Origin of the sequence: Streptomyces aureocirculatus, from assembly GCF_000720475.1 — a bacterium.
GTDB classification, from domain to species: Bacteria; Actinomycetota; Actinomycetes; order Streptomycetales; family Streptomycetaceae; genus Streptomyces; species Streptomyces aureocirculatus.
Window position 1 is genome coordinate 1 of record NZ_JOAP01000055.1, and the last position, 23,855, is coordinate 23,855.

Sequence of the window (23,855 nt, forward strand, 5' to 3'; positions counted from 1 at the left end):
ACCGAAGCCGGGGTCGGGGGCGGAGCCGGAGTCGGGGGCGGAGCCGAAGCCGAAGCCGGGGCCGGAGTCGGGGGCGGAGTCGGGGGCGGAGTCGGGGGCGGGGGCGTTCTCGGTGACCGGTACCGTCTCGGTCTGATCGGTCGCGTCGGTCTGCCGGGGCTCGCTCATCGGATCCTCCCCTGCGCCGCGGCCCGTGCCTGCGCCGAGTGCAGCCGTTCGACCTGGACCGCCACCTCGGGCACTTCCATGCCCGCCAACGCCCTTACCCGCTCGGCGACTTGGCGACGCACGGCACCGCACTGGCGGCCGATGTCGCTGGGGTAGTCCAGTTCGAGGCTGACGCGCACCCGCGCGCTGTTGTGCCGGACGCCCACCGTCGCATGCGGCGGGGCCGCCTCGGCGGGCAGCGCGGGCAGCGCCTCACGTGCCGCGCGGGCCGCGATCTTCGCGACGACGCGGTCGGCGATCCGGGTCGCGCCGCGCTCGCCGGGCGCGACCTGTCCCACGACCTCGGCCGCCACCGCTCACCGCCGCCGGTCGCCGCGCGTACGGAAGAAGTCGCCGGGTTCCAGGTCCCCCTCCAGGAACCGCCCCGCCACGAAGCCGATGGCGCCGAGGGCGGCCACCAGCAGGAAGGCCCCGAATCCGCCGAAGTACCCGGCGAAGCCGAGGGCCATACCGGCGATCATGCCGATCACGGCATAGCTCATCGTGCGCTCCTTCGTTGCTGCCGTTGCCTGCCCTTGCCGTCTGCCGACGTCTGCCCTTGCCGTACCCGTTACTGGAGCCGCGAAGGCTGCTCGTCGTCCTCGTCGTCCGGCAGCTTCACGTCGCTCACGGCGATGTTCACCTCGACGACCTCAAGGCCCGTCATGCGTTCGACCGCCGTGACGACGTTCTCCCGTACGTCCTGGGCGACGTCGGCGATCGGGACGCCGTACTCGACGACGATCTCCAGGTCGAGGGCCGTCTGTACCTCGCCGACCTCGACCTTCACGCCGCGCGTGACGGACTTGGAACTGCCGGGCACCCGGTCCCGCACGGCCCCGAAGGTCCGGGCGAGCCCGCCGCCCATGGCGTGGACGCCGTCCACGTCCCGCGCGGCGAGCCCCGCGATCTTCTCCACGACCCCGTCCGCGATGCTGGTCCGCCCGCGCGTCGCGGGGTCTCCCCCGCCGCGTCGCGCCGTGCCACCCTGCTCGGCGTCCTGGCCGGGCGACTCCTTCGTGAGCGTCTGGGACGTCGTGCGCTCTCCGGTGTCGGTCATCGCGTTGGTCCTTTTCAGCAGGGGATCTGCTCTTTCCTCCACATTAAGCGCGGCCTCGTACTCGCGCGCCCGGGATGGGGCAGTCTTGAGCCATGACGGGTGACCTATGGACCTCTGCGGTGCGGCGCCAGTTGGGCCTCGGCCGGGTGCTGCCGCTGGGCGGAGCGGGTGACGGTGCGTGGCTCACGGAGTCGGCGGCGCGGGTGGCGCTGCTCGGCCCGGCCGAGCGGGTGGCGGGCGCGCGGGTGACCGGGCTGCGCGTGGGCCCGGCCGGGTCTGCGGACGGGCGGGCTCCCGCGAAGGGGTACGTCGCCGCGGTACCGGCACCGCCGAGCGCGCTGCCGCCCGGGCCGCTGCGGATCAGCGCGGACTTCACGGCGGGCACGGACGAGCCGCTGCCCGCCGTCGCCGCCCGACTGCGCACGGCCCTGGGCACGGCCGCCGTGGAACGGCTGGGCCTTGAGGTGGCGGAGGTGGACCTACGGGTGACGGGGTTGTCCGAGCCGTCCGCCGAGGATGCCGGGGCACCGGCCACGCGACCGGGCGCCCCTCCCACGCCGTCCACGCCGCCCAAGCCGCCCACGCCGCTCACGGATGAACCCGCCGCCACGCTCACCGCGGGTACCTCCGGCGAGGACGCGCTCCCTGGCGAAGCCGTGCCCTCGCTCGGCGATCCCGAGGGCCTGGCGTCCGCCCCCGACTCCGACGAGGGGCGCGTGACGCGGGCCTGCCTCGCGGTGCCGGGCGTGACCCGTATGGCGGGCACCCTCGGCGGGCTTGGCCGCGCCGTCCATGTCACGGAGCAGTCGGCGCCGCACGCGCTGCCGCGCCGCCATGTCCGCGTGGAACTGGCGGCGGACACCGATCATCGCACCCTGGACGTGGCCCGCGCGGTCCGCACGGCCGTCACCGAAGCCTTGCCGGACCACCCGACGGTCGCGGTACTGATCACGTCCCTGGAACGGCCGCAGGCGAAGTCGAGCTGACGGCGAGAACAGGAGCCACCGGGCAGCCCGCGCCCGCAGGGGGGCGGGGCCGCCCGGAAGCCCGCCCCCGCCGCGCCGGCGGGAGTCACCCCGCCGCGCGAGCGGAAGCCGCCCCCGGGTGTCCCGCCGAGCGAGCAGCCGCGCCCGCAGGGATTCAGTCGCCGAGGCCCGCCAGGTCCCGGAGCCTGCGGGCCTGTGCGGCGCGTTCGGCGTGGCGCTGGTCCTCGTACGAGCGCCCCGCCACGCCCTGCAGCAGGGCCTTGGTCTCGATCACCGCGTCGCGCGGGGCGGCGAGCAGGGCCCCGGCCAGGTCCTGGGCGGCGGCGTCGAGCTGGTCGCCGGGCACGACGAGGTTGGCGAGGCCGATGCGCTCGGCCTCGGCGGCCTGCACGAGGCGGCCGGTGGCGCAGATCTCCAGGGCGCGCGCGTACCCGACCAGGGAGACGAGCGGGTGCGTGCCGGTGAGGTCGGGCACCAGGCCGAGGCTGGTCTCGCGCATGGCGAACTGCGCGTCGTCCGCGGCGACCCGCAGATCGCAGGCGAGGGCGAGCTGGAACCCGGCACCGATCGCATGGCCCTGGACGGCGGCGATGGACACGAGGTCACCGCGCCGCCACCAGGTGAACGCCTCCTGGTACTCGGCGATGGTCGCGTCGAGGGCGTCGTCATCGCCGCGCGCGAGGTCCAGGAAGGACGGCTCGCCGTCGAAGCCCTCGGGCGTGAACGCCTGCCGGTCGAGGCCCGCGGAGAAGGACTTGCCCTCCCCGCGCAGCAGCACCACGCGGACGCTTCCGGGCAGCGCCCGGCCGGCCTCCGTCAACGCCCGCCACAGCGCGGGAAACTGGGCGTTGCGCTTGGCCGGGTTGGTCAGCGTGACCGTGGCCACGGCATCGTCGACCGTGAGGCGTACGCCGTCACGGTCGAGGACCGTTGCCGCGCCCGGTGCCGCTCCGCTGGGAGCACGCGTGGGCGAACCGCTGTCGGACGAAGCCATCAGTGCCTCCGGATGGGTGCAGTCAGGTGGACGCACGCCCACCTGCGCCCGTGCGGACGCGTGTCGGCGCGCGCTGTGGGCGCGATGCCGCGCCCACAAGTGACTGCACAGTAACCACCCGGCCGATCAGACGATCGACCGGGTGGCACACCGGCCCACCGGAGCCGGACGGCCGCGAGAAGCAGGTCAGCCGGTAGCGGCCCTCTTGCCTCGCGTCGCCCCGCCACGTCCCCGCAGCGTGACTCCGGACTCACTGAGCATGCGGTGCACGAACCCGTAGCTCCGGCCGGTCTCTTCGGCCAGCGCCCGGATGCTCGCTCCACCGTCGTACTTCTTCTTCAGGTCTGCCGCGAGCTTGTCGCGCGCGGCGCCGGTAACCCGGCTGCCCTTCTTCAGAGTCTCGGCCACCCGTGCCTCCTCGTGGGAAGTGCGCTCTGGACTTCTCATGATCACCCCTACCGAGCCTCCTGGCCACCCATTCGGCAAGGTCCGTGCGACTTGATTCGCCGCACATTCAGCGGACGACACGAGTGGAATTAACGATTCCGCACGTTGTGATCCGTGCAGCCGAATGAGTTTCCCGAGGAACCGGCAGGTCAGCGACGTGCGGGGAAACACGGGACTGCCGGGACCAACGGGCACCGAAATGCGTGTATCGCACACCTCGGTACGAGGACGTCTCACACAGATGAAGGATCACGGATCGGCCGAATGATCCATAGGCAGTGGATCAGTCATTCGATCAAGCGAACTGGACGCCACTCCCAGGGCACCCCGGGGGCCCGTCAGGCCAGGGCGACCAGGTCGGCGTAGTCCTGGCCCCACAGGTCCTCGACCCCGTCCGGAAGCAGAATGATCCGCTCCGGCTGCAGCGCCTCGACGGCGCCCTCGTCGTGGGTGACGAGGACGACGGCGCCCTTGTAGGTGCGAAGGGCGCCGAGGATCTCCTCGCGGCTCGCCGGGTCGAGGTTGTTGGTGGGCTCGTCGAGGAGCAGCACGTTGGCGGAGGAGACGACGAGCGTCGCGAGGGCGAGCCGGGTCTTCTCCCCGCCGGAGAGCACACCGGCGGGCTTGTCGACGTCGTCCCCGGAGAAGAGGAACGAACCGAGCGTCTTGCGCACCTCGACGAGATCGAGGTCGGGGGCGGCCGAGCGCATGTTCTCCAGGACCGTGCGGTCCGGGTCGAGCGTCTCGTGCTCCTGGGCGTAGTAGCCGAGCTTGAGGCCGTGGCCCTCGATGACCTGGCCGGTGTCGGGCTTCTCGGCGCCGCCGAGGAGCCGTAGGAGGGTGGTCTTGCCCGCGCCGTTGAGGCCGAGGATGACGACGCGCGAGCCCTTGTCGATGGCGAGGTCGACGTCGGTGAAGATCTCAAGGGAGCCGTACGACTTCGACAGGCCCTCGGCCATGAGCGGCGTCTTGCCGCACGGCGACGGCTCGGGGAAGCGCAGCTTGGCGACCTTGTCGGACTGGCGCACCTCCTCAAGACCGGCGAGGAGCTTGTCGGCGCGGCGCGCCATGTTCTGCGCGGCGACGGTCTTGGTGGCCTTGGCGCGCATCTTGTCGGCCTGCGAGTGCAGGGCGGCGGCCTTCTTCTCGGCGTTCTGGCGCTCGCGCTTGCGGCGCTTCTCGTCGGACTCGCGCTGCTGCTGGTAGAGCTTCCAGCCCATGTTGTAGACGTCGATCGCGGAGCGGTTGGCGTCCAGGTAGAAGACCTTGTTGACGACCGTCTCGACCAGGTCGACGTCGTGGGAGATGACGATGAAACCGCCCCGGTACGTCTTCAGGTAGTCGCGCAGCCAGACGATGGAGTCGGCGTCGAGGTGGTTCGTCGGCTCGTCGAGCAGGAGGGTGTCGGCGTCCGAGAACAGGATGCGGGCCAGCTCGATGCGGCGGCGCTGTCCGCCGGAGAGCGTGTGCAGGGGCTGGCCGAGCACACGGTCGGGGAGGTTCAGGGCGGCGGCGATGGTGGCGGCCTCGGCCTCGGCCGCGTACCCGCCCTTGGTCAGGAACTCCGTCTCCTGGCGCTCGTACTGCTTCATGGCCTTGTCGCGCGTGGAGCCCTGGCCGCTCGCGATGCGCTGTTCGTTCTCGCGCATCTTGCGGATCAGTACGTCGAGTCCGCGCGCGGACAGGATGCGGTCGCGGGCGAGCACGTCGAGGTCGCCGGTGCGCGGGTCCTGCGGGAGATAGCCGACGTCTCCGGAGCGGCTGATCGTGCCCGCCGCCGGGGTGCCCTGGCCCGCCAGGCACTTGGTGAGCGTCGTCTTGCCCGCGCCGTTGCGGCCGACGAGGCCGATGCGGTCGCCCTTGGCGATGCGGAACGAGGCGTTCTCGATGAGGATGCGGGCGCCGGCGCGCAGCTCGATACCGGAGGCGGTGATCACGGTCAGACTCCTGGACAGGGTACGGACGGCGGGAGATATGCAGGGATGCAAGGACGATGCACGATGCGATGCCGCGCGGTAGCGCGCCGCTCAGCCGTCTAATGCAGGAGGAGAATGGCCATGGGCCAATTCTAACGGTGCCGCGCAACCGCTTTTCCGGCGGCGGTCAGCGGGCCCGGTCCGCCGTCCGGTCCGCGGGCGCGCCCGGTGGATCGTTGCCGAGGGGCGTGCGGTGCGGCGTGATCCGGCCGAGGTCGTCCACGGCGGTCAGCTCCGCCGTCCACGCCCTCGTCGAGGGACGGCAGGGCTGGGCGATCAGGAGCGCGCCGTCGCGCCACAGGGAGCGGGCGGGCTCGAAGACGCATCCCTCGCGCGCGGGCAGCGTCCAGCGCAGGTCTCCGTCGGCCGTGCGGTAGGCGGCGACGCGGTGCGGGGTGACGACGGCCAGCATGCGGCCTTCGCGGTCCAGCGGCCGCAGCACCCCCGCGCCGCCGCGCGCCCGCGCGGTGCCGAGCCAGCGGGCGGTGGCCGGAACGGCCCGGTGCCAGCGCACTCCGCCGGACGCGGTGTCCGTGACGAGACCGTCGCTCCAGAGCGCGAGGGCGTGCCCCGGGGCCGCCATGGAGCGCAGAGCGCGCCGCCCCTCCCGCGCGTACGTCCACCGCGCCCGGCCGCTCTCCACGTCGTACGCCTCGACGGCTCCGCCCCGCGTCCGCAGCGCCGTCGGCGGGGCGGCGGCACCGTCGTCCACGCGCGCGTGGACGGTGAGGCGGTCTCCGTAGGGCGCCGTCTGCCGTGAGTGGTGTGCGGCGGCGAGGAGCGGGAGGGCGAGGGCGAGGACCGACCCGAGGAACAGCAGACGGCGCGGGCGCCGGGCTTCGGCTGTCGCTTCGGTGGGGGCTGTGGGGGCAGCGGGGACTGTAGGGACTGCCCCGGCTGCGAGGGCTGTCGGGATTGCCCCGGCTTCGGGGGCTTCGGGGTCCACCTCGGCTACGAGGGCTTCGGGGCCTGTCCCAACTGCGGGGGCTTCGGAATCCGCCCCGGATGCGAGGGCTTCGGAGCCTGTCCCGACTGTGGGGGCTTCGGGGGCCGCCCCGGCTTCGGCTTTCGGGTCGGGGTGGGCTGGGAGCCGCGTCGCGGGGTGGTCGGCAGGGCGGGCCGTCGGGACGTTCGGGGGGCGGGTGGTGTGGTGGAGCGGGTCGGTGGGGGCCCGGGGGCCGGGTCGCTGCGGGGTGCCGGTGGTGTCGGTCCGGCCAGCGGTCATGGGCGCCCCTTCGCTCCCTCCGGCGGCGGCACCGGTACCCCTGGCCGCCGGATCAGGCGCAGAGCGTAGCCGCGGACGCGGGGGGCGGGGCCCGGGGCGGGCGCGACACGGCGGGCGGCGGGCGGCGGCGTCCCCCGTTCGGACCTCCGTCCGGAGCCGGGCTGCGGGTGGCGTAGAAGGATGAGGTGGCCGGGCGTCCGGCGCAGGGCGGCGGAGCGTCGTCCCGCAGGTGAGGCAGCCCGCCCGCGCGCGGGACGGCGGCTCTCGCACGGGAGGCGGAGGTGGTACGCCCATGCAGTTCGACGACGACGCGAACCTGGACACCTCGGAGGTCCAGGACGTCCGCGGCAGCCGCATCCCCGGCGGCAAGGCGACCGTGGGCGGCGGCGTCGCGGGCCTGATCGCGCTGCTGCTCGGTCTCTTCTTCGGCGTCGGCCCCGACCAGCTCGGCCTGACCGACGGCGACGAGGAGCCCACTGCGCAGTCGTCCTCGCTCGCCGAGGTCCAGCGGAGCTGCCGTACCGGCAAGGACGCGAACGCCCGAGACGACTGCCGCACGGTGGCGGTCGTGAACAGCGTCCAGGACTACTGGCGGCAGGAGTTCCCGCGCCGCCAGGGCCGGTACACGGCCGCGCCGACCGTGTTCTACAGCGCCCGGGTCGGCACCGCCTGCGGCGCCGCGTCGTCGGCGGTCGGCCCCTTCTACTGCCCCGGCGACCGGAAGGTCTATCTGGACCTCGGGTTCTTCGACGAGCTGCGGACCAAGTTCGGCTCCAGCGGCGGCCCGTTCGCGCAGGCGTACGTCGTGGCGCACGAGTACGGGCACCATGTGCAGCACCTGATGGGCACGCTCGGCCGGTCGCAGGACGGGCGTACCGGCCGCAACAGCAACGCCGTACGGGTCGAGCTCCAGGCCGACTGCTACGCGGGCGTGTGGGCGCACCACGCCACGCGCACGCCCGACGAGTCGGGCAGACCGCTGGTCACCCGGCTCACGGAGGCCGACATCCGCGATGGCATGGACGCGGCGGCCGCGGTGGGCGACGACCGGATCCAGGAGCGCTTCCAGGGCCGTGTGACCCCCGAGTCCTGGACGCACGGCTCCGCCGAGCAGCGCCAGAACTGGTTCCGCCAGGGCCTTCGTACGGGCGACATGGCGCAGTGCGACACCTTCCGCTGAGGGCCGGGCCGCGGCCGAGGCGGGCACGGTGGGTCGTTGTCACACCCCGGTGCAAGACTTGTGGGGCAGGTCACGTTCAAGCGGTTCGAAGGACGAAGAAACGAAGGAACGAAGGGGTGAGCGGGATGGCGGACACCGCCAGGGTGCGTCCGAGCATCTTCCCGACGCTGCTGTACGCGGACGCCAAGGCCGCGATCAAGCAGCTCACGGAGGCCTTCGGCTTCACGGAGACGAGTGTGTACGAGAGCGAGGACGGCAAGATCCTGCACGCCGAACTCACGTACGGCAACGGCGCGGTGATGCTCGGTTCGAAGGGCCGCGGCGGTCTCTTCTCCGAGATCATGGAGGAGGCGGGCCCCTCGGCGGCGTATCTGGTCGTGGCCGACGTCGACGCCCACCACCAGCGTGCCGTGGAGCACGGCGTGGACATCGTGATGCCCCCGACGGACCAGGACTACGGCTCCCGTGACTACATGGCGCGGGACCTGGAGGGCAACATCTGGAGCTTCGGTACGTACGCCCCGGACATAACCGGGAGATAGCCGGGAGCCGACCCGCCGGTCGGCGTCACACCCCGCCCTGCGTCACCCCCCGCCCGGTGTCACACGCCGCCGGTGTGCACCTGGAACGCGGCGCGGCGCACGGCCTTGGCGAGCGCCGGGTCGGGGTGGGCCGCGGCGAGCGCCACGAGCACCTGCACGGTCCGCGGATGCCCGACGGTGCGCACCTCGTCGATGAGTGCGGGCACGGTGGGCTGCGGCGCCGAGTCCAGGTGCCGTACGAGGAGTTCGGCCTCGCCGTGGTCGGCGACGGCGGCCGCGGTGTCGACCCACAGCCAGGTGGACTCCTCACGGGTGAGGACGAGATGGACGTCCTCGGGGTCGGTGCCCTCGTGCTCGGCGAGCCACAGCAGGGCGTAGGGCCGCAGCGAGGTCTCGTCCACGACGGCGCGCACGTCCGGTTCGGCCGGGGCGCCGACGACCCGCAGGGCCTCGAAGGCGAGGCCGCGCAGCAGGGCGTCCTCGCCGCGGGCGGCGTCGAGGAGTTCGGTGATGGCGCTGCCCGCGTCCCTGGCGGCGAGCCAGGCGCGGTATTCGGAGCGGGCCGCGTTGGGCCGCAGCCGGGCGCAGCCGCGCAGCATGTCCTCGGCGGACTGCTCGATGTGCCCGGCGGGGCTCTGCGCGGCGACACAGATCTGCTCCAGCTTGACCCACACCGCCCAACTGCCCAGCGGGGTGAGCGTCGCCTGACCGTCGTCACAGGTCAGGGCGCCGACGGCGGCCAGGGAGCGCAGGGCCCAGTCGAGCAGGGCGGGCAGCGGGGGCGTGGCATCGGCGTGGTCCGCGCCGGGGTCCGCGCCGGGTGGGACGGCGGTGTCGGGTGTCCGGGGCTCGGGGACCGCTTGCGGGTCGTACGGGATCTCGCAGCGTTCGGTGCGCAGTTCGCGGACGCGCTGGTCCAGGAGGTCGAGGAGCTGGGGCACGGGCACGGGGCCCGCGGAGAGCTGCAGGAAGGAGAGGAGCTGGGGGGCGGCCTCGACGGTCTCCGCGACGGTGGCGGGCGGCAGTTCGACGGGGGCCGGGTGGACGAGCGACCAGGCGTCGAACAGGGCGACCCAGCCGCGCAGCACGGCGGCGTCGTCGCGGTCCCAGGCGCGCAGCCGCCAGCCGGGCCGGGCGACGGCACCGTGCACCTCGACGAGTCCGGCCAGGCGTGCGGTGTCCCAGTCGGCGCGGAGCTGGTGGACCGTCACGCCCAGTTCGGCGGCCGCGCGTTCGGCGGCGGCGTCGGACAGCGCGCCGACCGCCCTGCCGGAGCCGTTCTCCCCACCGGTGCCTTGGCCGGAGGCGTTCTCTCCGCCGGTGCCTTGGCCGGAGGCGTTCTCTCCGCCGGTGCCTTGGCCGGAGCCGTTCTCGCCACCGGCGCCTCCACCGGAGGTGTTCTCACCACCGGCGCCTTTGCCGGAGCCGCCTGCGACGCCGCGCAGCGGGCCGGTGCCGGGGCGCAGGGCGCGGTCGGCCCAGCGGGCGACGCGCACCGCGTCCGCCAGGCCCGCGCGTGCCATCCGGGCCAGCTCGGCGGGCGCGGGCGTGCCCTCCGGCGGCGGGGGCGCGGGCCGGCGCGAACGGCGCTGGGTCACCGCGCCGGGGGCGCCGAGGGGGCTGCGGCTTCGGCCGCGCTCCGCCTCCGGTCGCCTTTCGGCCTTCGAGGACGGTGTGCGGACGAGGTGGAGCCGGGAGTCGCGCGGGATACGGGACGTCACGGGAGCAGTCTTCCTGTTGACGGTCCGAAAACCCAAACGGAATCCCGGCGGCGCTCTCGCGCGGAGCCGGGGCGAGGGCCGCACACCGCCCGGCATCGGGGCACCGAAGGGCTCACAGCGGCTACATCAGGGGGGTGAGGAAGCGCCGCAGGGCCTCTTCGTACCGTGCGGGGTCGGCGTTCCACATGGCGCCGTGGGGCGCATCCGGAACGGTGTGCAGAGTGACGAGGTCGGGTCGCTTTCCAGCCAGTCGACGGGACAGCGACCAGGGGGCCACGGCATCGCCGGGGCCGTGCAGGATGAGGGTCGGCACCCTCAGGGCGCGGGGGTCGGCGGCTTCCGCGATCCTGCCCCCGCGCAGGCCGGTGCGGCCCTGCGCGGCGCGCACGGCCAGCGGCAGCAGGGGCCCCGGGGTGCGCCGGGCGGTGGCGAGAGCGCGCAGCGTGGTCTCCCAGTCGAGCACCGGCGAGTCCAGGATCAGCCCGCTGACGCGGTCGCGCAGCCCGGAGTGGGCGGCGGCGTGCAGGGCCATCGTGGCGCCGGTGGACCAGCCGTACAGGACGACGTCGCGGGCACCGTGCCGCACGGCGTAGCGGATGGCGGCGTCGAGGTCGCGCCACTCGGTCTCGCCGAGGTGGCCGAGGCCGTCCGGTGAGCGGGGCGCGCCCAGGTCGCCGCGGTAGCCGAGGGAGAGCACCGGGAGCTGCTGGTGGTGCAGGAAGCCCATGACGACCATCGGGTGCTCGCGCGTGGTGCCGAGGCCGTGCACGGTGATCACCCAGGTGTCGCGGGTGCCGGGCACGAACCAGGCGGGCAGCGGACCGAGTTCGCCCGGGATGTCGACGTCGGCGTGGTCGAGGCCGAGCGCGGCGTGCGGGTCGCCGATGTGCACCTGTGGCGTGAGCCAGACCCGGTCGCCGGGCTCCAGGGTGCCGTGGGTGACGCGTTCGAGGCGGCGTACGACCGAGTCGGCCCCGTGCGGGGCGGCGTCGACGACCGGGCCGACCACGGCGTGACAGCCGTTGCCGCCCAGGCCGTAGCGGCCGGGGCGCAGGGAGGCCAGGGCCCGGGTGAGGGTGACCTGCCCCGCGGCCGTGGCGTGCACGGTGAGCCGTGGTTCGGTCGGCAGGGGCCGGCCCGCGGGGGCCTTCAGGGCGGCGTCACTGGCGTAGCGGCCCGCCGCGACGGCCAGGGCGGTGGCGCCTAGGACGGCGGTGACGGTGGTGACGGCTGCGGTGGCCGTCGCTTTGGCTGGGCGCACGGACCCAGTGTCCGCGCGGTCGGGGGGCGCTGCCAGTGGGCGTACCGCGCGAGAGTGCATTCCCGGCACCCGACGGGTCGGTCGGGTCAGCTCCGCTGCCGTGTCCCTCCAGCTCCGCTGCCGTGTCCCTCCAGCCCCGCTGCCGTGTCGCTCCAGCCCCGCTGCCGGCGCTCCCTTCAGCCCCGCTGCCGGCGCCCCTTCAGCTTCGCTGCCCGTACCCCTTCAGCTTCTCCCCCGTCTCCCGTACCTGGGCCGCGGACAGGATGTTCGGCGTGTGGCCGGGGACCGAGGTGGCCGTGAGCCACAGGCGGCACATCCACTCCAGTTGGGCGGTGCGGTCGAAGGCCTGGGCGAGTGTGTCCCCGTGGACGACCGTTCCGTGGTTCTGCAGCAGGCAGGCATTGCGGTCGCGCAGGGCGTGCAGCATGTTCTCGGCCAATTCGTCCGTGCCGTACAGCGCGTAGGGGGCGACGCGGACGGTGCCGCCGAGGGCGGCGGTCATGTAGTGCACGGCGGGGAGCTCCGGTACGAGGGTGGAGACCGCGGTGGCGTGCACGGCGTGGGTGTGGACGACGGCGCGGGCGTCCGTGGCCCGGTAGATCGCCAGGTGCATGGGCAGTTCGCTGGTCGGGGCGAGGGTGCCGAAGAGCCGTTCGCCGTCCAGGCCGACGCCGAGGACGTCCGCGGGCGTCAGCTTGTCGTAGGCGACGCCGCTCGGTGTGACGAGGACCGTGTCGCCCACCCGTACGGAGACGTTTCCCGAGGTCCCGACGACGAGGCCGTCCGTCACGGTCCTGCGGGCGGTCGCGACGAGCTCGTCCCAGGCCCGTGTGACCGCCACGCTTCCCGGGCCCGCGTCGGTGTGCCGCTGCTCAGTCATGCGGTGATCCTGCCAGAGGGCCGGAGGGGCGGGCAGACCGCGTGCGGGCGGCAGACCGGGACACGTGATCAGTATCTCCTCCCGGTTTCCGCACCCGGCTCGGGAGGCCGGCGGGCACGTCACCGAACCGGTGCGCGAACCTCGTACAAGCCCCCCGGACGGCGGAATTCCGGGCCTGCGGCGGGCCCGCGGCGAGTCCGCGGCGTCCGGGCCGGGGCGAGCCGGAAAAATGGCGCGTGGCCACAAGCAACCATGGGTCACCGCACGGCCCGACCCAGTTCACTTTCCGTTCACTCAGTTTGCTTACGTTCCACTTGCCACTGACGTCCAACAGAAGCCTGGGTAAATGGAACACATCACGCTTCTCCTCGGGATCGTGATCGTCACCGCTCTCGTGTTTGATTTCACGAACGGTTTCCACGACACAGCCAACGCGATGGCTACGACCATCTCGACCGGCGCTCTCAAGCCCAAGACGGCGGTGGCCATGTCCGCCGTGCTGAACCTCGTCGGAGCGTTCCTCTCCGTCGAAGTCGCCAAGACGATCTCCGGCGGCATCATCAACGAGGACGGTCTGAAGACCGAAGTGATATTCGCGGCCCTGGTGGGCGCGATCCTCTGGAATCTCCTGACCTGGCTGCTCGGCCTGCCGTCCAGCTCCTCGCACGCCCTGTTCGGCGGCCTCATCGGTGCCGCCGTGATGTCCATGGGCTGGTCCTCGGTCAACGGCGGCACGGTCGTCACCAAGGTGCTGCTGCCCGCCCTCGCGGCCCCGCTCGTCGCAGGTATCGCCGCGACGCTCGCGACCCGCCTGACGTACCGGATCAGCAGCCGCGCCGACGAGAAGTCCACCGCCAAGGGCTTCCGCGCGGGCCAGATCGCCTCCGCGGGTCTCGTCTCGCTCGCCCACGGCACGAACGACGCGCAGAAGACCATGGGCATCATCACGCTGGCTCTGATCACCGGCGGTGTGCTCAACCCGGGCGCCAACCCGCCCATGTGGGTCATCGTCTCGGCCGGTCTCGCCATCGCGCTCGGCACCTACCTGGGCGGCTGGCGCATCATCCGCACCATGGGCAAGGGCCTCACCGAGCTGGCCCCGAAGCAGGGTTTCGCGGCGCAGACGTCCGCCGCGACGGCCATCCTGGCCTCCTCGCACATCGGTTTCTCGCTCTCCACCACCCAGGTCTGCTCCGGCGCCGTGATGGGCGCGGGCCTCGGCCGCAAGGGCGGTGTGGTCCGCTGGTCCACGGCGACGCGGATGTTCGTGGCGTGGGGTCTGACGCTGCCGGCCGCCGGTCTGGTCGGCGCGGGCGCCGAGCTGCTCACCAAGCAGGGCGCGTGGGGCATCGCCACCACGGCCGCGCTGCTCATCGGCGGCTCCGCCGTCATCTGGGTCCTGTCGCGCCGCCAGCCGGTCGACCACACGAACGTCACCGACGACGAGATCGGCACGCCCGCCGCTCCCGCGGGCGTCGTGACCACCGCCATCGCGGCCGTCTCGCCGCCCCCGGCGGGTCCCTCCCTCGCGATCACAAAGGACACCGTGCCGTTCTCGGCCGACGTCCCTGTGTCGCACTCGTCCGCGTCCGCCACGGCCGTGGCGGATCCCGCCCGGCCCGCCACGGTCTGAGGAAGAAGCAGCATGAAGATCGACTGGGCAGCCCTCGCCTCCGTGTTCGGAGTCAGCCTCCTGGTGACCGTCGCCCTCGTGGGCCTGTTCACCCTCGGCGTCATCGGCCTCTCCAAGCAGGAGCAGGCCCGCGAGGCCCGGGCCACCGGCGGCGGCACCGCCACGCTGCCGACGCAGGTCGGGGCGTACGCGTGCTTCGCGCTGTGCGCCGCGGCGGTGGCGTACGGCATCTATCTGATCGTCGCCTGACCCTCGCGCACCACACTCCCGAAGCCCCGAAGCCCCGGGGCGGCCGTCACGGCCGCCCCGGGGCTTCTTCGTTCCTCTTGCCGGACGGCGGCTCGCTCTCGTTCGATTAGACATGTGTCATAATGGGTAGCCGCAGCATGCTAGGGTCGGTCCCACATATGTCAGACAGAGCGGCTGCGCTGCGCTCCACGGCGGAGAGACAGCCTTCGTTAGGCATACTTGCGTAACGCTGTCATCCGTACGGCTGTGTGGCGAGGTCGACTCCTGGTCTTCGTGAAGGAGCCCCATGCCCAGCGAACTGGACCCGAGCCTGAGCCGCCGCAAACTCCGCATCGCCCTGCGCAAGGCCCGTGAGGACGCGGAGCAGACCCAGGGCGAGGCGGCCTCCGCCCTCGAATGGTCACTGTCGAAGCTGAACCGCATCGAGAAGGGCACGGTCAGTGTCTCGGTGACCGATCTGCGGGCGCTGCTGCGGCAGTACGGCGTGGAGGCCGAGGAGACCGTCGCCGAGCTGGTGGACGCGGCCCGCGGCTCCAAGGGGCAGTCGTGGTGGATGCAGTGGGCGGACGTGGCCAACCCCCGCTTCACCGAGTACCTGCCCTTCGAGGCGGCCGCGGCCTCACTGCGTACCTACCACCCCATCGTCATCCCCGGCCTCCTGCACACCGAGGAGTATGCGGACGCCCTGGCTCTTCCGGACATCAGTGACGCCGGTACACGCCGCCGTCTCGTGGAGTTCCGCACGGCCCGGCAGGAGCGGGTGTTCGAGGACAGCGGCATCGACGAACTCCACTTCGTGATCGACGAGTCGGCGCTGCGCCGGCAGATCGGGAGCCCCGCGGCGATGCGCGCCCAGCTCCAGCGGCTCATCGATGTCGCCGAGCGTCCCCACTGCACGCTCCAGGTCCTGCCCTTCACCGCAGGCTCACTCTTGAGCACGCAAAGGGCGTTCGTCCTGCTCGGCTTCAAGGACGACGACGACCTGATCTACCTGGAGAGCGCCCAGTCCGTCATCGCCACCCGGGACGACTACGAGCTGGTCGCAAACTTCCAGGACTGCTTCGAACAGTTGCGGCAGATCGCCTACAGCGACAGCCGCGCGATCGACCTCATCCATGAGGTCAGGGAAGGCTTCGCAGGCTGACCCCTGGAGCCGATGGCTCCGGGACGAGGGGAGGGCTGGCGCGATGCCGGTCGTCACGTTGGCACGGTGGCTGTTGGGTCACCTGACGGCCACGCAGTCCACCGACACGTCCGGAGACACACCTCCCGCCTGCCGGACGGCAGCCGGCGGGCCGGGCGCGACCGATCCCTCGGGAGACCCCCAGGACGGCAGCGCGCCCGCCGCCCCGGATCCCGCTCCGTCGCAGGTGCACGACCTCATCCGGGAAGGCATGAAGGATCCCGCCTTCGCGCGCGAACTCGACCGCCTTCTCGACAGCGAGCACCGCCGCAGCCTGCACTCCCAGGAACAGCAGACCCTCAGCTTCCTGGCGAAGGCGGGCTGCGTCTCGGTGTGCCTCGTCGCGGTCCTCGCGGCGCTGGTCCCGGCCGCGATCATCGCCAAGGGGGTCGTCGCGCAGTACGACATCGATCCTTGGCACTTCGTCACCGCCGTGGCGGGAATCTGCGGCTTGCTCATCGGTGGTGTGGGGTGGTTGGTGCGGACGCTGCGGCGTGGGCGTCCCCGGACCGGGCCTACGGACGAGCCGGGCCCTCCGGCGGAGGGGGCCGCCGCGGACGGCCCGGCGCCACGGGCGGGCGCGGGATGAGCGGCGCGCGACCCCACAGGATCCCGGCCCCCGTCGCCACGGCCGCGGAGGTCGCGAGCCAGATCGCGAGCCGGACGGGCAGGCCCTCGACGAGGAGGGAGGCGACAGCGCCCGCGAGTGTGGCGACGGCGCCGCAGAGCACGCAGTACGTCACGAGGACGAGGCGCCCGGCGGGGTGCGGCGCGTGCCTGTTCAGCGGCAACCGCTTGCTCTCGACCTCCATGGTCTCCAGCCTTCCGTGCACGCGCTGGGACTGCTCACTCCACCCCGACACTCCCCGAGGCGACCGCCCTGACAAACGCGTGCCACGCCCACGGCGTCACGCTCATGTGTCCTTCGTCGCGGTGATTCGAGTCACGCACCCACATCGCCCCGTCAGGGCGGGCCACTTCCACGCACTCACCGCCCGTGGCCGTGTAACTGCTCTTGAACCACCGCTCCGCCGGTATGTACTCGTCGGCCACACCGCCCCCTGCCCTCTTGCCCGCGCGAGAGCCTGACTTGCCCGCGCGAGAGCCTGACATCTGCAAGCGTACGGAGGGCTTACAGGCATGCCTAGCCTCAAACCGGCCCCCCGGCCCGCGGGCCCCGTGTGGAGCTCCGCACACTCTCCCACCGCAGGTCAACAGCGAGTTGACGGGCGTCGCGGGCCGTGGTGAACTGCCGAAGCCAATTTACGGCGGCAGGAGAGGAAGCCGGTGCGAATCCGGCGCGGTCCCGCCACTGTCACCGGGTGACCGAACGCGGTCTCCGGGAGCCAGGAACTCTCACCGCCGGTCTCGTCGAACCAGGGCGCGGACACCCTGAGTGAGGACATGTCGTCATGCGCGGGCGCCCGTTGCCGGTTCCCTTTCCCCTGCCCCTGCGGGTGCCGTCGACCGTACCGCCGCACGCAGCGGCGGGCTGAGCCGTGCGTGCCGATCGCGACTTCGCGTACGGCGCCGCCGCGGGTCTCCTCGGTGACCTGTTGCTCGGCGACCCCCGCCGCGGCCACCCGGTCGCCGCGTTCGGGCGCGCGGCAGCGGCCGTCGAACGCGTGCTGTGGCGCGACCACCGCGGCTGGGGCGCGCTGCACACGGTGGTGTGCGCCGGGGGCGCGGCGGGCGCCGGTGCGCTCGCTTCCTTCGCCGTACGCCGCTCCCGTGCCGCATCCGTGGGGCTGACGGCCGCCGCGACCTGGGCCGTCGTCGGCGGGACCTCGCTCGGCCGGGAGGCACGTGCCGTCGCGGGCGCCCTGGCCGCCGGTGACATCGACGTGGCGCGGGAGCGGCTGCCGCACCTGTGCGGGCGCGACCCCGAGGCCCTGGACGCGGACGGGATCGCCCGTGCCGTCGTGGAGTCCGTCGCCGAGAACACCTCGGACGCCGTGGTGGGAGCGCTGGTGTGGGGCGCCGTCGCGGGCGTGCCGGGGCTGCTCGGGTTCCGCGCGGTCAACACGCTCGACGCCATGGTCGGGCACAAGTCGCCCAGGCACCGCCGTTACGGCTGGGCCTCCGCCCGCCTCGACGACGTCCTCGGCTGGCCCGGCGCCCGGCTCACCGGCGTGCTGGCGGTGGCCGCGGGCGGCTCCCCCGGCGCGGCGGCGCGGGCCTGGCGGGACGACGCCGCGCACCACCCGAGCCCCAACGCGGGTGTCGTGGAGGCCTCCTTCGCGGGGGCGTTGGGCGTACGGCTCGGGGGGACGCTCTCGTATGCGGGACGGGTCGAGCACCGGCCGGTCCTGAACGGCGGCGGGCGTCCCGTCGCCGTGACGGACATCGAGCGGGCCGTGCGTCTGTCCCGGCGGGTCTGTCTGCTCGCCCTCGGCGTCGCCGTGGCCGCCGACCTCGCCCGGGGCGCCCGCACGGCCGCCCGGGGCACACGAGTGGCCCGGCGGCACCCGGCGCCGGGGACCGCCACAGCGCTGCCGGGCCGCGGAGGTCGTACATGAGTGGAGGGCTGCTCGTCGCGGGGACCACCTCCGACGCGGGCAAGAGCGTCGTGACCGCGGGCATCTGCCGGTGGCTGACGCGCAAGGGGATCTCCGTCGCGCCGTTCAAGGCGCAGAACATGTCGCTCAACTCCTTCGTCACCCGCGAGGGCGCCGAGATCGGCCGGGCGCAGGCCATGCAGGCGCAGGCCGCGCGCGTCGAGCCCTCGGCGCTGATGAACCCCGTGCTGCTCAAGCCTGGCAGCGACCGCTCCAGCCAGGTCGTGCTCATGGGCAAGCCCGTCGGCGAGATGAGCGCACGCGGCTACCACGGCGGGCGGCAACAGGCGCTGCTCGACACCGTCGTGGGATGCCTGGAACAGCTTCGGGGCACCTATGACGCCGTGATCTGTGAAGGCGCGGGCAGCCCCGCCGAGATCAATCTGCGGCGCACCGACATCGTGAACATGGGCATCGCGCGCGCCGCGCGCTTCCCCGTGGTCGTGGTCGGCGACATCGACCGCGGTGGCGTCTTCGCGTCCTTCTTCGGCACCGTGGCGCTGCTGGCGCCCGCCGACCAGGAACTCGTCGCCGGTTTCCTCGTGAACAAGTTCCGCGGTGACGTGTCGCTGCTCGAACCCGGTCTCGACATGCTGCGGGGCCTGACCGGGCGGCCCACGTTCGGTGTGCTGCCGTTCCGGCACGGGCTCGGCATCGACGAGGAGGACGGCCTGCGGGTGTCGCTGCGCGGTGCGGTACGTGAGTCCGTCGTGGCGCCGCCGCTCGGCGATGACGTGCTGCGCGTCGCCGTGTGCGCCGTACCGCTGATGTCCAACTTCACCGACGTCGACGCGCTCGCCGCCGAACCGGGCGTCGTCGTGCGGTTCGTGGACCGCGCCGAGGAGCTCGTCGACGCCGACCTCGTCGTCGTACCCGGCACCCGCGGCACCGTGGGCGCCCTGCGGTGGCTGCGCGAGCGCGGCCTCGCGGACGCGCTGGCCCGCAGGGCCGCCGAGGGTCGCCCCGTCCTCGGCATCTGCGGCGGCTTCCAGTTGCTCGGCGAACACATCGAGGACGACGTGGAGTCGCGCGCCGGGTCCGTCGACGGGCTCGGGCTGCTGCCCGTACGCGTCACCTTCCGGCGGGAGAAGACCCTCGCGCGCCCCGTCGGTGAGGCGCTCGGCGCACCCGTCGAGGGGTACGAGATCCACCACGGCGTCGCCGACGTCCTCGGCGGTGAGTCGTTCCTGGACGGGTGCCGGGTCGGCGCGGTGTGGGGCACGCACTGGCACGGCTCGCTGGAGTGCGACGCGTTCCGGCACCGCTTCCTCACCGAGGTCGCCCGCGCCGCGGGCCGCCGCTTCGTACCCGCCCCCGACACCTGCTTCGAGGCGCTGCGCGAGCAGCAGCTCGATCTGCTCGGCGACCTCGTCGAGGAGCACGCGGACACCGCGGCGCTGCTGCGCCTGATCGAGTCCGGCGCGCCCGCCGGGTTGCCCTTCGTCCCACCGGGAGCACCGTCGTGACCACCCCACCGCACCACCCCTGCCCGTGACCCCCGTCGATCCGCACCCCCACCCCGTCCCACGGCCTTCGGCCACGTCCGCGAACACCGGGCGCGCCGAGCGGTCACCGCAGCACACTCAGGAGGTCACCGCGTGAGCACCCCGTACCCCTTCACCGCCCTCGTCGGCCAGGACGACCTGCGCCTCGCCCTGCTGCTCAACGCCGTCTCCCCCGCCGTCGGCGGCGTCCTGGTGCGCGGCGAGAAGGGCACCGCGAAGTCCACCGCCGTGCGTGCCCTCGCGGCGCTGCTGCCCGCGGTGGACGTCGTGCCCAACTGCCGGTTCTCGTGCGCGCCGGGCGCACCCGACCCGGGGTGCCCCGACGGGCCGCACGAGGCGGGTACCGGCACGGCGCGGCCCGCACGCATGGTGGAGCTGCCCGTGGGTGCCTCCGAGGACCGCCTGGTGGGCGCCCTGGACATCGAGCGGGCGCTGGCCGACGGTGTGAAGGCCTTCGAGCCGGGGCTGCTCGCGGACGCGCACCGCGGGATCCTGTACGTGGACGAGGTGAACCTCCTCCACGACCACCTGGTCGACCTGCTGCTCGACGCGGCGGCCATGGGCGCCAGTTACGTGGAGCGCGAGGGCGTGTCCGTGCGGCACGCGGCGCGGTTCCTGCTGGTGGGCACGATGAACCCCGAAGAGGGCGAGCTGCGGCCGCAGTTGCTCGACCGGTTCGGGCTCACCGTCGAGGTCGCCGCCTCACGCGAGCCCGACCAGCGCGTGGAGGTGGTGCGGCGCAGGCTCGCGTACGACGACGACCCGGACGCGTTCGCCGCGCGCTGGGCCGAGGACGAGGCCGAGGTGCGGGAGCGTGTCGTCGCCGCCCGGGCGCTGCTGCCGAAGGTGCGGCTCGGCGACGGCGCGCTGCGCCAGATCGCGGCGACCTGCGCGGCCTTCGAGGTGGACGGCATGCGTGCCGACATCGTGATGGCGCGGACGGCGACCGCCCTCGCCGCGTGGGCGGGGCGCGCGGACGTCCTCGCCGACGACGTGCGGCAGGCGGCGCTGCTCGCGCTGCCGCACCGGCGGCGCCGGAACCCCTTCGACGCGCCGGGCCTCGACGAGGACAAGCTCGACGAGACGCTTGAGGAGTTCGGCGACGACGACCCCGGTACGGGCCCCGAGGACGACCCGGACCCGGACGGCGGCCCCGACGGCGGCCCGGACGGCGGTGGCGGGCAGCCCCCGCGGGACCCCGGCCCCGAGCGCCCCGGCGGCGACGGCACCACCGAGACCCCTGAGGCCCCTGATACTTCTGAGGCCCCCGATTCCCCCGAGGCCCGGGACGCCACCGACCCCGCCGAGTCCCCCGACGACCGGCAGCCGCAGCCCGAGCCCCAGCGTGCCGCCGCCCCTGAGCAGCAGCCCGTACGCGCCGGAGAGCCCTTCCGCACGAAGGTCCTGAGCGTGCCCGGGCTCGGCGAGGGCGCGGCGGGCCGGCGGTCGCGGGCCCGTACCGAGCACGGCAGGACGACGGGGGCGCGGCGGCCCCGCGGCGCCCTCACGAAGCTGCACCTGGCGGCGACCGTGCAGGCCGCGGCGCCGCACCAGCGGGCACGCGGGCGGTCCGGGCGTGGGCTCGTGGTGCGCAGGGACGATCTGCGGCAGGCGACCCGGGAGGGGCGCGAGGGCAACCTCGTGCTCTTCGTCGTGGACGCGTCCGGCTCGATGGCGGCGCGGCAGCGGATGACCGCCGTGAAGGGCGCGGTGCTCTCGCTCCTTCTCGACGCCTACCAGCGGCGGGACAAGGTGGGTCTGGTGACGTTCCGTGGGACGGCGGCGGAGGTGGCGCTGCCACCGACGTCGTCGGTCGACGCCGCCGCGGTGCGCCTGGAGTCGCTGCCGACGGGCGGCCGCACCCCGCTGGCGACCGGCCTGCTGCGGGCGCACGACGTACTGCGGATCGAGCGGCTGCGGGACCCCGCCCGGCGCGCCCTCGTGGTCGTGGTGACCGACGGGCGGGCGACGGGCGGCGTCGAGCCGCTGGTGCGGGCGGGACGTGCCGCCCGGCTCTTCGCGGCCGAGGGACATGCCTCGGTCGTCGTGGACTGCGAGTCGGGTCCGGTGCGGCTCGGGCTCGCCGGGCAGTTGGCCGGGGAGCTCGGCGGGAGTGCGGTGACCCTCGACGAACTGCGGGCGGACTCGATCGCCGGACTCGTCAAGGATGTTCGGGGCGGCACCCTTGGTGCGGCCGGTGTACAGGGCGGGCACCGTGCCCGCGGCGCGAAGAGGAGGGTTGCCTGATGCCTCAGGGACAGCCGAGTGTGGTGCCGAAGGACGGCCTGACGACGCGACAGCGGCGCAACCGCCCGCTGGTGTTCGTCCACACGGGGATCGGCAAGGGCAAGTCGACGGCCGCGTTCGGGCTCGCGCTGCGCGCCTGGAACCAGGGCTGGCCGATCGGGGTGTTCCAGTTCGTGAAGTCGGCGAAGTGGAAGGTCGGCGAGGAGAACGCGCTGCGGGTGCTCGGTGCCAGCGAGCAGGGCGGCACCGTCGACTGGCACAAGATGGGTGAGGGCTGGTCGTGGATCCAGCGCGCCCCCGCCGAGGGCGAGTTGACCAACGAGGACAAGGCCCGTGAGGGTTGGGAGCAGGTCAAGCGGGACCTCGCGGCGGAGCGTTACCGGCTTTACGTCCTCGACGAGTTCGCCTACCCCCTGCACTGGGGCTGGATCGACGTCGAGGAGGTCGTCTCGGTGCTTCGTGACCGGCCGGGTACGCAGCATGTGGTGATCACCGGGCGCAACGCCCCGGAGCAGTTGGTGGAGTTCGCCGACCTCGTCACCGACATGTCCAAGGTCAAGCACCCGATGGACGCGGGCCAGAAGGGGCAGCGGGGCATCGAGTGGTAGCACGTCTCGTCGTCGCGGCGCCGTCGTCCGGAAGCGGGAAGACGACGGTCGCGACCGGTCTGATGGCCGCCTTCGCCGCGGCCGGGCTCGCCGTGTCCCCGCACAAGGTCGGCCCCGACTACATCGATCCCGGGTACCACGCCCTCGCCACCGGGCGTCCCGGGCGGAACCTGGACGCCTTCATGTGCGGGCCCGGCCTGGTCGCGCCGCTGTTCGCACACGGCGCGCGCGGGTGCGACCTCGCCGTCGTGGAAGGCGTGATGGGCCTGTACGACGGGGCCTCCGGGCAGGGCGAGCTCGCGTCCACGGCGCATGTGGCGAAGCTCCTTCGGGCCCCCGTGGTCCTGGTCGTCGACGCGTCGTCGCAGTCGCGGTCGGTGGCGGCGCTCGTGCACGGCTTCGCGTCCTGGGACCCCGAGGTCCGGATGGGCGGGGTGATTCTGAACAAGGTGGGGTCGCAGCGCCACGAGGAGCTGCTCCGGGACGCGCTCGGATCCTCCGGGGTGCCGGTGCTCGGCGCGCTGCGCCGGGCCCCGCAGGTGCGGGCCCCCTCCCGGCACCTGGGTCTGGTGCCGGTGGCCGAGCGGGGCGCGGCGGCCCTGGAGTCCGTGGCAGCGTCCGCCGAACAGGTGCGGCAGGGCTGCGACATGGACGCGCTGCTCGCCCTCGCCCGCAGCGCGCCGGAGCTTCCGGGGGCGGCCTGGGACCCCCACGAGGCCGTGACCTCCGCCGCGGGGCTGCCCACCGCCACGGGGGCCGCGTCCCCGGTGCCCGGTGCGGCGCCCGTCGTGGCCCTCGCGGGCGGGGCCGCGTTCACCTTCTCGTACGCGGAACACGCCGAGCTCCTGACCGCGGCGGGCGCCGACGTCGTGCCCTTCGACCCGCTGCACGACGAGGAGCTGCCGCCCGGCACCCGTGGCCTCGTCATCGGCGGCGGGTTCCCCGAGATGTACGCGCCGGAGCTGTCCGCCAACGAGCCGCTGCGCAAGGCCGTGGCCGACCTCGCCGCGAGCGGGCGCCCGGTGGCCGCCGAGTGCGCGGGGCTGCTGTATCTGGCGCGGGAGCTCGACGGCAAGCCGATGTGCGGGGTCCTGGACGCGCGGGCCCGGATGTCGGAGCGGCTGACCCTCGGCTACCGCGAGGCCGTCGCCGTGTCGGACAGCGTGCTCGCGGCCGCGGGCACCCGGCTGCGCGGGCACGAGTTCCACCGCACGGTCGTGGAGCCGGGCGCGGGGGCGGTGCCCGCCTGGGGCATGCACACCCCGGAGCGGCGCGTCGAGGGGTTCGTGGAGCGGGGGGTGCACGCCAGCTATCTGCACACCCACTGGGCCGCCGAGCCCGGGGTCGCCCGCCGGTTCGTGGCCCGGTGCGCGGCGTGAGCGGTGTGCCGCCC

At 73.6% G+C, this 23,855-nt stretch carries 23 protein-coding genes and 1 riboswitch; of the genes, 12 read left to right on the forward strand and 11 right to left on the reverse strand.

Annotated features, from left to right (window positions below; genetic code table 11):
• Positions 1-164: 164 nt before the first annotated feature.
• The 3 genes from IG78_RS0135175 to IG78_RS0135185 all read right to left on the reverse strand — a co-directional run bounded on the left by IG78_RS0135175 (position 165) and on the right by IG78_RS0135185 (position 1,267).
• A complete protein-coding gene (locus tag IG78_RS0135175) occupies positions 165-521 on the reverse strand; it encodes an Asp23/Gls24 family envelope stress response protein (protein WP_030571644.1) in 357 nt (118 codons plus the stop codon).
• A 3-nt stretch (positions 522-524) separates the two neighbouring features.
• Complete coding sequence (locus IG78_RS0135180; RefSeq protein WP_030571647.1) at positions 525-710, reverse strand: hypothetical protein; 186 nt, start codon at positions 708-710, stop codon at positions 525-527.
• 68 nt (positions 711-778) lie between these two features.
• Entirely contained in the window at positions 779-1,267 is a 489-nt protein-coding gene (locus IG78_RS0135185; protein WP_030571650.1) for an Asp23/Gls24 family envelope stress response protein, read from the reverse strand.
• A 92-nt stretch (positions 1,268-1,359) separates the two neighbouring features.
• Between IG78_RS0135185 and IG78_RS0135190 the strand changes: the two genes are divergently transcribed.
• Complete coding sequence (locus IG78_RS0135190; RefSeq protein ID WP_030571653.1) at positions 1,360-2,253, forward strand: hypothetical protein; 894 nt, start codon at positions 1,360-1,362, stop codon at positions 2,251-2,253.
• 154 nt (positions 2,254-2,407) lie between these two features.
• On the opposite strand, the gene IG78_RS0135195 is transcribed toward IG78_RS0135190, so the two are convergent.
• The 4 genes from IG78_RS0135195 to IG78_RS51850 form a co-directional block, all read right to left on the reverse strand.
• Entirely contained in the window at positions 2,408-3,247 is an 840-nt protein-coding gene (locus IG78_RS0135195; protein WP_030571656.1) for an enoyl-CoA hydratase/isomerase family protein, read from the reverse strand.
• A gap of 186 nt (positions 3,248-3,433) precedes the next feature.
• Positions 3,434-3,655, reverse strand: coding sequence for a helix-turn-helix domain-containing protein (locus IG78_RS0135200; protein ID WP_030571659.1), 222 nt, complete (start codon positions 3,653-3,655; stop codon positions 3,434-3,436).
• Between the two features lie 377 nt (positions 3,656-4,032).
• Positions 4,033-5,631, reverse strand: coding sequence for an ABC-F family ATP-binding cassette domain-containing protein (locus IG78_RS0135205; protein WP_030571663.1), 1,599 nt, complete (start codon positions 5,629-5,631; stop codon positions 4,033-4,035).
• Between the two features lie 166 nt (positions 5,632-5,797).
• Positions 5,798-6,895 (reverse strand): outer membrane protein assembly factor BamB family protein, encoded by a 1,098-nt coding sequence (locus IG78_RS51850; RefSeq protein WP_225882277.1) that lies wholly within the window; start codon positions 6,893-6,895, stop codon positions 5,798-5,800.
• Between the two features lie 292 nt (positions 6,896-7,187).
• Here IG78_RS51850 and ypfJ point away from each other — a divergent pair, with 292 nt between their 5' ends.
• Positions 7,188-8,075 carry a KPN_02809 family neutral zinc metallopeptidase gene (gene ypfJ / locus IG78_RS0135215; protein ID WP_030571669.1) on the forward strand — a complete coding sequence of 296 codons (888 nt, stop codon included), beginning with the start codon at positions 7,188-7,190 and terminating at the stop codon, positions 8,073-8,075.
• A gap of 125 nt (positions 8,076-8,200) precedes the next feature.
• Positions 8,201-8,617 (forward strand): VOC family protein, encoded by a 417-nt coding sequence (locus IG78_RS0135220; protein WP_030571672.1) that lies wholly within the window; start codon positions 8,201-8,203, stop codon positions 8,615-8,617.
• 59 nt (positions 8,618-8,676) lie between these two features.
• Here IG78_RS0135220 and IG78_RS0135225 read toward each other — a convergent pair whose 3' ends face one another.
• The 3 genes from IG78_RS0135225 to IG78_RS0135235 form a co-directional block, all read right to left on the reverse strand.
• Positions 8,677-10,338: a hypothetical protein gene (locus IG78_RS0135225; RefSeq protein WP_263972740.1), complete on the reverse strand. Its 1,662-nt coding sequence runs from the start codon at positions 10,336-10,338 to the stop codon at positions 8,677-8,679.
• A gap of 121 nt (positions 10,339-10,459) precedes the next feature.
• Positions 10,460-11,599 carry an alpha/beta hydrolase family protein gene (locus tag IG78_RS0135230; RefSeq protein WP_030571676.1) on the reverse strand — a complete coding sequence of 380 codons (1,140 nt, stop codon included), beginning with the start codon at positions 11,597-11,599 and terminating at the stop codon, positions 10,460-10,462.
• Between the two features lie 199 nt (positions 11,600-11,798).
• Positions 11,799-12,479 carry a class II aldolase/adducin family protein gene (locus IG78_RS0135235; protein WP_030571680.1) on the reverse strand — a complete coding sequence of 227 codons (681 nt, stop codon included), beginning with the start codon at positions 12,477-12,479 and terminating at the stop codon, positions 11,799-11,801.
• Positions 12,480-12,825: 346 nt separating this feature from the next.
• Between IG78_RS0135235 and IG78_RS0135240 the strand changes: the two genes are divergently transcribed.
• The 4 genes from IG78_RS0135240 (at position 12,826) to IG78_RS49710 (ending at position 16,133) form a co-directional block, all read left to right on the forward strand.
• Positions 12,826-14,112 carry an inorganic phosphate transporter gene (locus tag IG78_RS0135240; RefSeq protein WP_030571683.1) on the forward strand — a complete coding sequence of 429 codons (1,287 nt, stop codon included), beginning with the start codon at positions 12,826-12,828 and terminating at the stop codon, positions 14,110-14,112.
• Positions 14,113-14,124: 12 nt separating this feature from the next.
• A complete protein-coding gene (locus IG78_RS0135245; RefSeq protein WP_030571686.1) occupies positions 14,125-14,361 on the forward strand; it encodes a hypothetical protein in 237 nt (78 codons plus the stop codon).
• Positions 14,362-14,647: 286 nt separating this feature from the next.
• On the forward strand, positions 14,648-15,505 hold the full coding sequence (locus IG78_RS0135250; RefSeq protein WP_030571689.1) for a helix-turn-helix domain-containing protein: 858 nt from the start codon (positions 14,648-14,650) through the stop codon (positions 15,503-15,505).
• Between the two features lie 250 nt (positions 15,506-15,755).
• Complete coding sequence (locus IG78_RS49710; RefSeq protein WP_157855988.1) at positions 15,756-16,133, forward strand: hypothetical protein; 378 nt, start codon at positions 15,756-15,758, stop codon at positions 16,131-16,133.
• Positions 16,134-16,390: 257 nt separating this feature from the next.
• On the opposite strand, the gene IG78_RS0135260 is transcribed toward IG78_RS49710, so the two are convergent.
• Positions 16,391-16,657: a DUF397 domain-containing protein gene (locus IG78_RS0135260; RefSeq protein ID WP_078965711.1), complete on the reverse strand. Its 267-nt coding sequence runs from the start codon at positions 16,655-16,657 to the stop codon at positions 16,391-16,393.
• A 115-nt stretch (positions 16,658-16,772) separates the two neighbouring features.
• A riboswitch (cobalamin riboswitch) is annotated at positions 16,773-16,919 on the forward strand.
• 124 nt (positions 16,920-17,043) lie between these two features.
• Here IG78_RS0135260 and IG78_RS0135265 point away from each other — a divergent pair.
• The 5 genes from IG78_RS0135265 (at position 17,044) to IG78_RS0135285 (ending at position 23,841) form a co-directional block, all read left to right on the forward strand.
• Positions 17,044-18,063 carry a cobalamin biosynthesis protein gene (locus IG78_RS0135265; protein ID WP_051853238.1) on the forward strand — a complete coding sequence of 340 codons (1,020 nt, stop codon included), beginning with the start codon at positions 17,044-17,046 and terminating at the stop codon, positions 18,061-18,063.
• The gene (locus IG78_RS0135270; protein WP_030571701.1) at positions 18,060-19,568 is read left to right on the forward strand and encodes a cobyric acid synthase; all 1,509 of its coding nucleotides are present in this window, start codon (positions 18,060-18,062) and stop codon (positions 19,566-19,568) included. Before IG78_RS0135265 ends, IG78_RS0135270 begins: the two co-directional genes overlap by 4 nt.
• Positions 19,569-19,700: 132 nt before the next feature.
• Positions 19,701-21,854 carry a putative cobaltochelatase gene (locus IG78_RS0135275; protein ID WP_051853240.1) on the forward strand — a complete coding sequence of 718 codons (2,154 nt, stop codon included), beginning with the start codon at positions 19,701-19,703 and terminating at the stop codon, positions 21,852-21,854.
• A complete protein-coding gene (gene cobO, locus IG78_RS0135280) occupies positions 21,854-22,462 on the forward strand; it encodes a cob(I)yrinic acid a,c-diamide adenosyltransferase (RefSeq protein ID WP_030571707.1) in 609 nt (202 codons plus the stop codon). The genes IG78_RS0135275 and cobO overlap by 1 nt, the downstream gene beginning before the upstream one ends.
• A complete protein-coding gene (locus tag IG78_RS0135285; protein ID WP_030571710.1) occupies positions 22,456-23,841 on the forward strand; it encodes a cobyrinic acid a,c-diamide synthase CobB in 1,386 nt (461 codons plus the stop codon). The genes cobO and IG78_RS0135285 overlap by 7 nt, the downstream gene beginning before the upstream one ends.
• Positions 23,842-23,855: the final 14 nt, after the last annotated feature.